The 11,773-nt window shown below is 74.2% G+C and carries 11 protein-coding genes; 4 read left to right on the forward strand and 7 right to left on the reverse strand.

The features are described 5' to 3' along the window. Positions 1–47 precede the first annotated feature (47 nt). On the forward strand, positions 48–1,943 hold the full coding sequence (locus tag Q0858_RS13200) for a BCCT family transporter (protein ID WP_299055120.1): 1,896 nt from the start codon (positions 48–50) through the stop codon (positions 1,941–1,943). A 33-nt stretch (positions 1,944–1,976) separates the two neighbouring features. On the opposite strand, the gene Q0858_RS13205 is transcribed toward Q0858_RS13200, so the two are convergent. The 3 genes from Q0858_RS13205 to Q0858_RS13215 form a co-directional block, all read right to left on the reverse strand. Further along, the gene (locus Q0858_RS13205; protein WP_299055123.1) at positions 1,977–3,425 is read right to left on the reverse strand and encodes a GuaB1 family IMP dehydrogenase-related protein; all 1,449 of its coding nucleotides are present in this window, start codon (positions 3,423–3,425) and stop codon (positions 1,977–1,979) included. A gap of 11 nt (positions 3,426–3,436) precedes the next feature. Then, positions 3,437–3,823, reverse strand: a complete 387-nt coding sequence (locus Q0858_RS13210; RefSeq protein ID WP_299055126.1) for an ankyrin repeat domain-containing protein — start codon at positions 3,821–3,823, stop codon at positions 3,437–3,439. A 108-nt stretch (positions 3,824–3,931) separates the two neighbouring features. Further along, the gene (locus Q0858_RS13215; protein ID WP_299055129.1) at positions 3,932–5,419 is read right to left on the reverse strand and encodes a S8 family serine peptidase; all 1,488 of its coding nucleotides are present in this window, start codon (positions 5,417–5,419) and stop codon (positions 3,932–3,934) included. A 107-nt stretch (positions 5,420–5,526) separates the two neighbouring features. Between Q0858_RS13215 and galK the strand changes: the two genes are divergently transcribed. Next, the gene (gene galK, locus Q0858_RS13220; RefSeq protein WP_299055131.1) at positions 5,527–6,711 is read left to right on the forward strand and encodes a galactokinase; all 1,185 of its coding nucleotides are present in this window, start codon (positions 5,527–5,529) and stop codon (positions 6,709–6,711) included. Here the strand turns inward: galK and Q0858_RS13225 are convergent. The 4 genes from Q0858_RS13225 to Q0858_RS13240 are packed head-to-tail and all read right to left on the reverse strand — an operon-like array spanning position 6,702 to position 10,369. Then, positions 6,702–7,367, reverse strand: a complete 666-nt coding sequence (locus Q0858_RS13225; RefSeq protein ID WP_299055132.1) for a GntR family transcriptional regulator — start codon at positions 7,365–7,367, stop codon at positions 6,702–6,704. The two genes, galK and Q0858_RS13225, sit on opposite strands and share 10 nt — an antisense overlap. Further along, positions 7,348–8,271, reverse strand: a complete 924-nt coding sequence (locus tag Q0858_RS13230; protein WP_299055134.1) for an EamA family transporter — start codon at positions 8,269–8,271, stop codon at positions 7,348–7,350. Before Q0858_RS13230 ends, Q0858_RS13225 begins: the two co-directional genes overlap by 20 nt. Positions 8,272–8,318: 47 nt before the next feature. Next, the gene (locus Q0858_RS13235; RefSeq protein ID WP_299055136.1) at positions 8,319–9,641 is read right to left on the reverse strand and encodes a DUF2252 domain-containing protein; all 1,323 of its coding nucleotides are present in this window, start codon (positions 9,639–9,641) and stop codon (positions 8,319–8,321) included. Further along, complete coding sequence (locus Q0858_RS13240) at positions 9,638–10,369, reverse strand: hypothetical protein (protein ID WP_299055139.1); 732 nt, start codon at positions 10,367–10,369, stop codon at positions 9,638–9,640. Before Q0858_RS13240 ends, Q0858_RS13235 begins: the two co-directional genes overlap by 4 nt. Positions 10,370–10,454: 85 nt before the next feature. On the opposite strand from Q0858_RS13240, the gene Q0858_RS13245 reads away from it, so the two are divergent. Both Q0858_RS13245 and Q0858_RS13250 read left to right on the forward strand, forming a co-directional pair. Beyond that, positions 10,455–10,751 (forward strand): YiaA/YiaB family inner membrane protein, encoded by a 297-nt coding sequence (locus tag Q0858_RS13245; protein WP_299055142.1) that lies wholly within the window; start codon positions 10,455–10,457, stop codon positions 10,749–10,751. A 98-nt stretch (positions 10,752–10,849) separates the two neighbouring features. Next, complete coding sequence (locus Q0858_RS13250) at positions 10,850–11,773, forward strand: hypothetical protein (protein ID WP_299055144.1); 924 nt, start codon at positions 10,850–10,852, stop codon at positions 11,771–11,773.

Genomic DNA, 11,773 nt, shown 5'->3' on the forward strand with positions numbered 1-11,773 from the left:
GGCCGCACTCGGGGCACGCCGTCCTCGCCCCCGCCGGAGAGGACTGCATGACGACTTACCAGACGCCCCGCACGGGCAACGAGGGCCCCGAGAGCTCTCAGGAGAAGCCGCACTCGAGCCGCACGGAGCGGGCCAAGGGCGCGCTGAGCCGGGCCATGCACCAGCCGTCCGTCCGGACGCACCCGGCCCTCGACGTGGACCACCCGGTCGACGAGGCCCGGCACCCGATGGACAAGGTCGTGTTCGGCGTCACCGCCGTCCTGGCGATCGCCTTCTGCGTCTGGGGGGTCGTCGACACGAGCAGCCTGTCCGGCAGCGCCCAGACCGCGCTGAACGGCACCATGGGCGGCGCCGGGTGGCTGTTCGTGCTGGCCGCCACCGGCTTCGTGATCTTCGTGCTGTGGCTCGCGGCCAGCCGCTTCGGCAACATCACGCTCGGTCGCGACGGCGAGAAGCCCGAGTTCCGGACCGTGTCCTGGATCGCGATGATGTTCAGCGCCGGCATGGGCATCGGCCTGATGTTCTACGGCGTCAGCGAGCCGATCTCGCACTTCACCGCTCCCCCGCCCGGCACGGGCGCGGCGGGCAACCCCGAGGCCGCGCAGACCGCGATGGCGACGACGCTGTTCCACTGGACGCTGCACCCCTGGGCGATCTACGCGGTGGTCGGTCTCGCGATCGCCTACGGCACGTTCCGCAAGGGCCGCAAGCAGCTCATCAGCGCGGCCTTCGAGCCGCTCCTCGGCAAGCGGGTCCACGGCCCGGGCGGCAAGGTCATCGACATGCTGGCGATCTTCGCCACGCTGTTCGGCTCCGCCGCCTCGCTCGGCCTCGGTGCCCTGCAGATCACCTCGGGCCTCGAGATCGTCGCCGGGATCGGTGAGGTCGGCAACGGCGTCCTCGTCGGCATCATCGCCGTGCTGACCGCCGCGTTCGTGGTCTCGGCCGTGTCCGGCGTCGCCCGCGGCATCCAGTGGCTCTCGAACATCAACATGGTGCTGGCGCTGCTGCTGGCGGCGTTCCTGTTCATCGTCGGACCGACCATCTTCATCCTGAACCTGCTCCCGACCTCGCTCGGGACCTACGCCGCCGACCTGCCGATGATGTCGGCCCGCTCCGGCGCGGAGGGCGCGGCGGTCGACGAGTGGCTGGCCAGCTGGACGATCTTCTACTGGGCCTGGTGGATGTCTTGGACGCCGTTCGTCGGCATGTTCATCGCCCGCATCTCGCGGGGTCGGACCATCCGCCAGTTCGTGACCGGCGTCCTGCTCGTCCCGAGCGTCGTGAGCCTCGTCTGGTTCGCGATCTTCGGTGGCACGGCCATCGACCTGCAGGAGAGCGGCGTCGACATCGCCGGGGCCGGGGGCCAGGAGTCGCAGCTGTTCAACACCCTCGCCGAGCTGCCGTGGGCGACGCTCACCAGCGTCGTGGTGATGCTGCTCGTCGCGATCTTCTTCGTGTCCGGCGCGGACGCCGCGTCGATCGTCATGGGCACGCTGTCCGAGCGCGGCACCATCGAGCCCAGCAAGCCGACCGTGATCTTCTGGGGCATCGCGACGGGGGCCGTCGCGGCCGTGATGCTCATCTCCGGTGGCGCCGACGCGCTGACCGGGTTGCAGAACATCACGATCGTCGTGGCACTGCCGTTCGTGTTCGTGATGACCGCGCTGTGCGTCTCGCTGGTGAAGGACCTCCGCAACGACCCGATGGTGGTGCGCAAGGAGTTCGCCGGTGTCGCCATCGAGCACGCGGTCGTGACCGGGGTGACCCAGCACGGCGACGACTTCGCGATCCACGTCGAGCGCGACGAGTCCGGCGCGGTCAGCAAGGCCTGGCAACGGACCCACCCGGGCCCCTGCCCCACCGGGGAGAACCCCGAGCCCGGCCCCGCCGACGACCCGGAGCGCTCCGACGTCGTGGTCGAGGACCAGAGCAGGGCGTAGCCGGACCCGGCGCCCGACCCGGACGCCCTCTCCTCACCAGCTGGTGGGGAGGGGGCGTCCTTCTGCGTAGCCGGCGGCCGACTGGACCCCGACCACCGCGCGCTCGCGGAACTCCGCCAGCGACGACGCGCCGGCGTACGTGCAGGCGGAGCGGACGCCGGAGCAGATCTCGTCGATCAGGTCCTCCACCCCGGGGCGGGCCGGGTCGAGGTACATCCGTGCGGAGGAGATGCCCTCCTCGTAGAGGCCCTTGCGGGCGCGGTCGAACGCCGACTCGCCCCCGGTGCGGTTCGCCACCGCGCGGGCCGACGCCATCCCGAAGGAGGTCTTGTACGCGCGGCCGTCGGCGTCCGTGACGAGGTCGCCCGGCGACTCGTGGGACCCCGCGAACCACGACCCGACCATCACCGACGACGCCCCGGCGGCGAGGGCGAGGGCCACGTCGCGCGGGTGTCGTACTCCCCCATCGGCCCAGACCCGGGCGCCGAGGGCGCGGGCCGCCTCGGAGCACTCCAGGACGGCGGAGAACTGCGGGCGGCCGACGCCGGTCATCATCCGGGTGGTGCACATGGCGCCCGGGCCGACGCCGACCTTCAGCACGTCGGCGCCCGCGGAGACGAGGTCGCGGACGCCGTCGACGGTGACGACGTTGCCCGCCACGACGGGCACCGACGGGTCCTGGGCGCGGATCGCCTCCAGCGCCTCGAGCATGCGCGCCTGGTGGCCGTGCGCGGTGTCGACCACGAGGGCGTCGACGCCCGCGTCGAGGAGCGCGCGGGCCTTGCCGGCGACGTCGCCGTTCACGCCGATGGCGGCGGCGACCGCGAGGCGGCCCTGGGCGTCGGTGGCGGGGCGGTAGACGGTGGCGCGCAGCGCGGCGGCCCGGGTCAGCACGCCCAGCAGGTGGCCGTCGGCGTCGACGGCCGGGGCGACGCGGACGCGACCCCGGTCGAGCGTCTCGAAGGCGGTGCGGGGGTCGGCGTCCGCGGCCAGGGTGACCATCTCGGTCGTCATCACCTGGCCGACCTGGGCGAAGCGGTCGACGTCGGTGCAGTCCTCCTCGGTGAGGATCCCGACGGGCCGGACCTGCCCGTCGACCTCCTGCACCACGACGGCCGCGCGGTGGGCCCGCTTGGGCAGCAGCGACAGCGCCTCGGCGACGGTCTGGGTGGCCTCGAGCGTCACCGGGGTGTCGAACACGAGGTGGCGGCCCTTGACCCAGGAGACCACCTCGGTGACCACCGGCAGCGGGATGTCCTGCGGCAGCACCGTCAGGCCGCCCCGCCGGGCGGTGGTCTCGGCCATCCGGCGACCCGCGACGGCGGTCATGTTGGCCACCACGAGCGGGATCGTCGCCCCGGTCCCGTCGTCGGTGGACAGGTCGACGTCGTACCGGCTGGCGACCGCGGAGCGGGCCGGGGCCATGAAGACGTCGCCGTAGGTGAGGTCGTACGGCGGGGTGATGTCGTTCAGGAAGCGCACGGGTCGCGAACCTACAGGTCCGTGCCGAACATCTCCGCCGTCGCGCGTGCGGTGGGGTGACCGGCGTCGAGGTCGGCGCCGTGGTCGCGGAGGACCGCGACGACGTCGGTCTCCCCCTTGAACACCGCGCCCGCGAGCGGCGACTGGCCGCGGTCGTTGAGGCGGTCGACGTCCGCGCCGCGCTGCGCCAGCCCCCGGACGACCTCCGGGTGGCCGTGGTAGGCGCCGAGCATCAGCAGGGTGTTGCCCTGCGCGTCGGTGAGGTCGACGGGCACACCGGCGTCGACGTAGGCGAGCAGCTCGTCCGCCGCGCCCTCGCGGGCCAGGTCGAGGAGTCGCTGCGCGAGCGCGACCGCCTCCTCGGACGGTCCGTCCGCCTCCGTCCCGGGAACGACCATGGCCCCAGTCTCACACCCGCGTGCGGAGCGGGGGTGGGACCGGGGCCGATGGTCACCGAGACACCGTGCCGTCGGGGTCCGAGATCCCCGACGGTCCGGACGTGTGGGTCAGCTCAGCGCGTTCGCGGCGGCGACGACGTCGACGAGGCCCGCGCCCTTGTCGAACGACGTGGTGCCGCCCGTGCCGCCGGCCTCGTACGGCGCGCCGAACTCGTACTGGTGGGCGGTCGAGGTGATCGCCTGCTCGATCTGCGCGGGTGTCGCGTCAGGGCTGTCCTGGAACAGCTGGGCGACGATGCCCGCGACGTGCGGGGCCGCCATCGACGTGCCGCTGATGGTGTTGAAGGTGCCGATGTCGAGGGCACCCGGGCCGTTGCGGGGGTCCATCCCGGTGCTGCAGATCACCAGGTACGGGCGGCAGGAGGACGTGATGGTGTCGCCGGGGGCGGACACGTCCGGGTAGGTGCCCTGCGCGCCGGCGCGACCGCGGGAGGAGAACTCGCTGAGCTCGCCGTCGCGGGTGCCGGTCCCGAGGTCGTTGTACGACGCGACCGAGAGGATGCCGCCGGTCGGGTCCTGGCCGGGCGGGTTCGTCAGCGACTGCGAGCCGTCACCGCCGTCGTTGCCGGCGGCCCACACGGTCACGACGCCCTCGGCGGCCAGCGCGCGCTGGAGCTTGACGGTCGCGGACTGCGGGTCGAACTCGCCGCCGCCGGTGGGGCCGTAGGAGTTGTTCGTGACCTTGATCGGCGGGCACTGCGCCGCGCTGACGTCGGGGCCGCAGGGGGCCTCGTGGTTCTCCAGCACCCAGTTCAGGGCGGCGTCGGCGCCGACGATGACCAGCGCCGCGCCGGTCGACAGAGAGACCACCTTGGCGCCCGGGGCGGCGCCCTGCAGCCTCCCGCCGTCGGTCAGCTCGGTCGGGCGGCCGGCGGCGATGCCGGTGACGTGCGTGCCGTGACCGCCGACGGACAGGGTGTCGGTGTCGACGGAGGTGCCGACGTCGATCACCTGGCAGGCCGCCTCGAACGGGTCGCAGAGCACCTTCTGGTTCGAGACGACGGCCTTGGTGCCGTCCGCGTCGCGGAGGTACGGGTGGTTCGGGTCGACGCCGGAGTCGATGACGCCCACGCTGACGCCGCGGCCGGTGAGGGCGGTGCCGTCGGCGCCGGTGAGCGTCTCGGCCGCCTCCTTGCCGCGCGTGGCGATGTTCGAGGTCTCCTGCGTGAACGCGATCGGCTGGTTGCCCTCGAGGTAGGTCACGCCGGGCTCGGTGCGGGCCTGCTCGACCTGCTCCGCGGTGCCGCGGGCGACGACGACGCCGATGGCGTCGAACGTGGTCGCGGTCCGCATGCCGGTGGCCTCGACCGCGGCCTCGGCGGCCGCGAGGTCGGTGCCGTGGACCAGGACCGTGGTGCGGTCGCCGGCGGCGAGGTCACCCAGCTCGCCGGCGAGGAAGTCCTGCACCTCGGCGAGCGGCTGACCCGCGGCGGCGGGCGCCGGGGCGGCCTGGGCGGTGAGCTGGGCGGTGAAGATGGACGCGAGCGCGGCCCCCGAGGCCACTGCCAGCGTCGCGGTGCGCGCGGTTCGGCGCATCGGAGCACTCCTGTCGTCGACGACTCTCCCACCACGACAACGGCGCGGTCCCCGGAAGGTCACGGCGGGACCGGGCCGGGACTGGGCCGGCACTAGGTTGGGGTCCCGTGGAGATCCTCGACCCCGGTTCACCGATGGCCCTGGCGCAGCGCGTGGGCGAGGTGTTCACCGCCTGGACCGGGCAGGGCCCGGAGGCCGTGGTCCGCGCCCCCGGCCGGGTGAACCTCATCGGCGAGCACGTCGACTACAACGGCGGGCCCGTGCTGCCCTTGGCGCTCCCCCACGCCACGTACGCCGCCGCCCGGCGCCGCGAGGACGGCGTCCTGCGGCTGCGCAGCGACGACCCGGCCGCCGAGGACTGGACCGGGGCCGTCGCCGACCTGGCCCCCGGCGCCGTGCCCGGCTGGGCGTCGTACGCCGCAGGGATGGTGTGGGCGATGGGCGCGGACGGGATGGCGGACGGGCTGGCCGGCGGGCTCGACCTCTGCGTCACGAGCACGGTGCCGACCGGCGCCGGGCTGTCGAGCTCGGCGGCGCTGCTGTGCGCGGTCGGGGTGGCCGTCACCGAGTGCCTCGGGCTGCCGTTGGACGACCCGCTGCGCGACCGGCTCGTCGCGGCCGGCGTCCGCGCCGAGTCGGAGATGGCGGGCGCGCCCACCGGCGGCATGGACCAGACCGTCGCCATGCACGCCCGGCGCGGCGAGCTGCTGCTCGTCGACTTCGCCGACGGTCACCGGCGGCGTGTGCCGTCGTCCTTCGGGGCCGCAGGGCTGTCGCTGCTGGTCGTCGACACCCGCGTCTCGCACACCCACACCGACGGCGGGTTCGCCGAGCGGCGGGCCTCGACCGCTGAGGCGGCGCGGGTCCTCGGCGTCGAGCACCTGGCCCGGGCCACCCCCGAGCAGGTCGCGACGCTCGAGGACGCCCGGCTGCGGCGTCTCGCCGGCCACGTCGTGACGGAGACCGGGCGGGTCCACGACGCCGTGGCCGCACTCGAGGGCGAGGACTGGGTCGGGCTCGGTCGCCTGCTGGACGCCTCGCACGCCTCCCTGCGCGACGACTACGAGGTCTCGTGCGCCGAGCTGGACCTCACCTGCGAGGTCGCCCTCGCCCACGGCGCGTTGGGGGCGCGGATGACCGGCGGGGGGTTCGGCGGCTCGGCCGTGGTCCTCCTCGGCCGCGAGCACCTGCCCGGGGTCGCCGCCGCGCTGGAGGCGGCGTACGCCGACCGCGGCTGGCGCCCGCCCCACCTGCTGCTGGGCGAGCCCGCAGCGGGCGCCGGTCACTGCTGAGGCGCCCCCCGGCCGCTGCGCAGCAGCGCGGTGGAGCGCGCGACGTGCCGGCGTACGGCGTCCGTGTCCCCGCGGCGCACCTCCTCGACGTAGGCGCGGTGCTCGGCAGCGAGGGCGCCGGGCGGGTAGTGCGGCCGCACGCCGCGGAGCAGCAGGAGCAGCTCGGCGTCGAGGCCAGCGCAGACCTCGCTGATGCGGGGGCTGCCCGCCGCGTCGACCAGCGAGCGGTGGACGGCGGCGTGCGCACGGGCCGTCGCGGCCGGGTCGCCCGCCTGCTCGGCGGCCTCCAGGGCGGCGAGCGCGGCCTCGACGGGGGCGCGGACGGCGGTGGGCCAGGCGTCGCCGTGGGCGTCGTGCAGCAGCCGGACCGCCTCGGTCTCCAGGGCGCAGCGCAGCTGCTGGAGCGCGACGAGGGCGTCGTCGTCGAGGTCGGCCACGCGCGCGCCGCGGTAGGGCTCGGCGACCACGAGTCGCTCGGCGACCAGGGTCGCCAACGCGCTCCGCAGCGTGTGGCGGGACACGGCGTGGCGCTCCGACAGCTCCTCCTGCCGCAGCGGCTGTCCGGCCGCGAGGCGTCCGTCGAGGATCTGCTCGCGCAGCGCGCCCGCCAGGACCGCCGCGGAGGTGGGCCCCGGGTCAGGCCGGCGCGACGGCACGCGCCTGCTCCCGGTCGCGGACGGGGGCGGTGAGCACGAGGATGCCGACCGCGATCAACGCGAGACCCCCGGTGGCGGCGGGGGTGAGCCGCTCCCCCAGCACCACGAGGCCGAGCAGCGTGGCCGTCAGCGGCTCCGCGAGGGTGAGCGTGGCCGCGGTCGTCGCGCGGAGCCGGGCGAGCCCCCAGCCGAACAGCAGGTAGGCCACCGCGGTGGTGACCAGGCCGAGCCAGAGCCCGAGGGCGACCCCGCGGGCCCCGAGCAGGGACGGCGTCGCGGTGAGGGCGAGCAGCGGCACGCTGCCGAGGGCCGCGAGGCCGAAGACGGAGCCCATCGTCTCCGTCGGGCCCCACCCCGAGTCCATCAGCACCTTCCCGACCACCGCGTAGACCGCGTACGACGCCCCCGCCCCGACCGAGGCCAGGACACCGAGCGGGTCGACCGACCCGGGGTCGACCCCGACGGCGCCGCTGACCAGGACGACGCCCGCGAGCGCCACGGCGGTCGCGACCGCCCAGCGGGCGCCGGGCGCCCGACGACGGACCACGCCCTCGAGGACGCCGGTCGCGATCGGGGCGGTGCCGAGGGCCACGACGGTGCCGACCGCGACGCCGTTCGCCGCCGTCCCCGCGAAGAAGGTGGGCTGGTAGGCGAGCACCCCGAGGGCGCCCACCGCGGCCAGCCCGAGACCGGGCCCCGCCCGCCGGGGCGCCGCCGGGTCCGCACGGCGACGTCCTCGGGCCGCGAGCAGCGCCACCACCCCGAGGACGCCGCCGCCGACGAGCACCCTCAGCGCGCCGACCGCCATCGACGACGCGTCCACGTCCGCGAGGGCCACGGCACTGCCGGTGGTCGCGAAGCAGACGGCGGCCGCGAGCACGGCGAGGTGGGGCGTCGATCGCACGGACGATTGTTACACAATCAGCCCGGCCGCGGAGTGGCCGAGTGGCCTCAGGTGGCGCTGACGCCCACCCGTCCCTCGCGGAAGGCCTCGACGAACAGCGCGTGGTCGGCGCGCACCTGGCCGGCGTAGGAGATCCCGAAGTCCACGACCCACTCGGTGAACTCCCGGCGACGCGACCGCAGGCTCTTCTCGACGGCGTCCTCGACCTGGAAGTCGACGAGCGTCTGGTCGGAGTCGGAGTCGGAGGCGCAGTGGATCTTCGCGGTCGCGCGACCGAGGTCCTCGACGACGGCCTTGATCTCGTCGGGCTCGACGAGGTCGTCCCAGTCGAGGTCGATCTCGTACGGCGACACCTCGGAGACGACGTACCCGACACCGTCGATCTCCGTGTAGCCCAGCAACGGGTCGGTGTGGACCTGGAGCGCCCGCTGCGACACGACGGTCCGGTGTCCCTCGTGGTCGAAGTAACGCTCGACGTCCCCCATCTCGACGAAGCGGCCCATGGCGGGGGTGTTGGCCTGCTTCATCGACAGGAGGACGTCGTTCTCGAGGGCCTCGCTGTGTCCCTCGACCAGGACGCTGTACGCCGGGAGGCCCGCGCTGCCGATGCCGAAGCCGGACTTCCCCACGATGTCGTGGACCCGGTAGAAGAGGTCGCGGTCGAAGCGCTTGTCCGCCGGGATGGTGTCGAGGTAGGCGTCGAAGGCCTTCTCGACGGTGCGGCGCTCCTTCGCGGGCAGCCGGCGGGTGGTCGCGTCCTCACGGAAGACCCGTGAGCCGCCGGTCACCGTCGACGACTTGGCCAGCAGCGCTGACCGGCTCTGCTCCCGCGCCTCCTGCAGCGCGTCGTGGATCGGCCCCTCGGTGTTGTCGAGGCGCAGCGCGAAGTCCTGGTCGTCGGCGACCTCGCGGTAGTGGTCGACCTGGCTGAGGTAGCCGCGCAGGTAGGTCCGGATCATCTTCCGCACCTCCTCGGTCGGCAGCGCCTTCTGCCAGCCCACGAGCGCCAGGGAGGCGGCGAAGCGACGCAGGTCCCAGGTGAAGCTGCCGAGGTAGGCCTCGTCGAAGTCGTTGACGTCGAAGACCAGACGGCCGTCGGAGTCGAGGTAGGTGCCGAAGTTCTCGACGTGGAGGTCGCCGTGGACCCAGATCCGGCCGCTGCGCTCGTCGACGTACGGGTCCTCGGCCGCGGTCACGTCGGCGTAGTACAGGCACGCGGTGCCGCGGTAGAACGCGTGCGGGTCGGCGGCCATCTTGCGGTACTTCACGCGGAACGCGGCCGGGTCGGCCTTCATCAGCGGCGCGAAGGCGTCGTTGAGGGTCGAGATGATGGTGTCGGTGCGGGCGTCGTCGGTGTCCTGGGTGGTCACGGGCGGTCCTCTCGTGGTGCCGGTCGTCGGATGGCGGTGGTGGAACCACCTGGCGGACCAGGGGGCGGAACGGGACGTCCGGAGGCGGGCCCGGACGGCGGGGACGCGGGGGCGCGGACACCGCAGGCTCGCAGCTCCAGCGCCGCGAGGTCACGGACGACGGCGGGGTCGCCCTCCCGCCAGCGGGCCGCGACGTCGTCGCCGAGCCCACGCAGGACGGCGAGCGGCTCGCGGGTGAGGGCACGCAGGGCCAGCAGGTCGAGCTCGGCCGGCCCGAGGCCGCGACCGCCGAGGCGGCGCAGGGCGAGGGCCTCGCGGACGAAGCCGATGCGGCCGGGCAGGTACTGCACGCTCACCGCGAGAATCGGGATGGCCGCCACGACCACGGCGAGCCAGAACGCCAGCCGCTCGATGGCCGCGGACGCGTCGTCCCCGGCCGAGGCCATGGAGTCGGCGCCGGCCGCGGCCCGGTCGAACGGCACCGCGACCTCGTCGGCGATCTGGTCGCCGATCAGCGGGATGCCGCCCAGGAAGTCGCCCGCGTCCTGCAGGCCGCCGCCGAGGTCGCGCCCGGCGTCCCCGACGTCGCTGGTGGGTCCGGTCAGCCCGAGCACCGCGTCGTTGACCCGCAGCGCCAGCCACACGGCCGCGGCGAGCACGAGGACGTAGAGCACGTCGGAGACGATCTGCCGCGTACGACGGGCCGGCTGGACGGCGTACAGGCTCATGAGGGTCATCCTTGAGTACGCGGGCTCAGGGAGTCGAGTAGGCCGACGGCTCCGCGCGTCCCTCCCGAGCAGGATCCTCGTCGGCATGAGCAAGGACACCTCCACCCCGCCCAGCAGCACCACCACCGCCTTCTACGCCCAGGCCGCGCTCTCGTTCGCCCTGGCGCTGCTCACGATGGTCGGCTCGGTCTTCTACCTCCCGGTCGACCCGTGGGTCCGCGCCTTCATCGGTCTCGGCCTCCTCTACCTCACGACCTCGACCTTCACCCTGGCCAAGTGCGTCCGGGACCACCAGGAGTCCCAGCAGGTCGTCACACGTCTCGACCAGGCCCGCGTCGAGGCGATCCTCAGCCAGCACGACCCGTTCAAACCCCTGTCCTGAGGCGGCATCCTGGGCCCCGTGTCGTACGACAGGCCCGCCCGGCGGGCATGCTTGACTCCGGGAGGGATCCCCCTCGGCCCGACAGACAGGAGCGTCACGTGGCGCGAAAGAACCCGCTGAACAAGATCAAGGACGCGGCGAAGGACACCCTGAGCACGGCCACCGACGTCGGCATCGGCGTGGGCCGCACGGCCGTCGGTCTCGCCGGCGAGGCCGTCGAGGCCGTCCGCTCGCGCGTGGTCCCGGACTCCGGGTCCGGCGACTCGGCCTCGTCGTCCGCTCCGACGCGTACCCCCGAGCCCGCCTCCGCCCGCGGTGACTCCGCGTCCGCCGCGGCCGCGACGCCGCCGGCGAAGAAGGTCGCCCAGCCCACCAAGAAGACCGCCGCCAAGAAGACCGCCGCCAAGAAGGCCGCGAAGACGACGGCCAAGAAGACCGCCGCCACGACGACCGCCGCGGCCCGGACCGTCGAGGAGACCACCGCGGCCCCGGCGACGACGACGGCCACCCCCGCGAAGAAGGCGACCGCCAAGAAGGCGCCGGCGACGAAGACTGCGTCTGCGGCGAAGAAGGCCCCGGCGACGAAGACTGCGCCTGCGGCGAAGAAGGCGCCCGCCGCGAAGAAGGCGACCACGGCCACCACCGCGGAGGCCCCGGCCGCGACCACGTCTGGGTCTGCTGCGACGAAGAAGGCACCCGCGGCCACGAAGAAGGCGACCGCGAAGAAGGCCACTCCCGCCACGAAGGCTCCGGCGGCCAAGAAGGCCCCGGCCAAGAAGGCCCCGGCCACGACGGCGCCGGCGTCGGAGAAGCCCGCGGAGAAGCCCGCGGAGAAGAAGCCGGCGGAGAAGCCCGCGGAGCCGAACAGCCCCGCGGCGGACACGGCTCCCGAGCCGACGCCGACCACGCCGCCGCCCCCGGCGACGCCCGCGGACATCGCGGAGAACGTCGGCACCGACGGCCCCACCCCGGACGAGACGCCGGGCGCGCAGCTGCCGCCGAGCAGCACCGACCTGTCGTAG

The organism is uncultured Nocardioides sp. (assembly GCF_947489365.1).
Lineage (GTDB): Bacteria > Actinomycetota > Actinomycetes > Propionibacteriales > Nocardioidaceae > Nocardioides.

Coding starts and splice junctions, on each gene's coding strand:
- Q0858_RS13245 (WP_299055142.1), top strand. CDS start 10,455: ATGAGCAAGGACACCTCCACCCCGCCCAGCAGCACCACCACCGCCTTC.
- Q0858_RS13215 (WP_299055129.1), bottom strand. CDS start 5,419: ATGCGCCGAACCGCGCGCACCGCGACGCTGGCAGTGGCCTCGGGGGCC.
- Q0858_RS13240 (WP_299055139.1), bottom strand. CDS start 10,369: ATGAGCCTGTACGCCGTCCAGCCGGCCCGTCGTACGCGGCAGATCGTC.
- Q0858_RS13200 (WP_299055120.1), top strand. CDS start 48: ATGACGACTTACCAGACGCCCCGCACGGGCAACGAGGGCCCCGAGAGC.
- Q0858_RS13210 (WP_299055126.1), bottom strand. CDS start 3,823: ATGGTCGTTCCCGGGACGGAGGCGGACGGACCGTCCGAGGAGGCGGTC.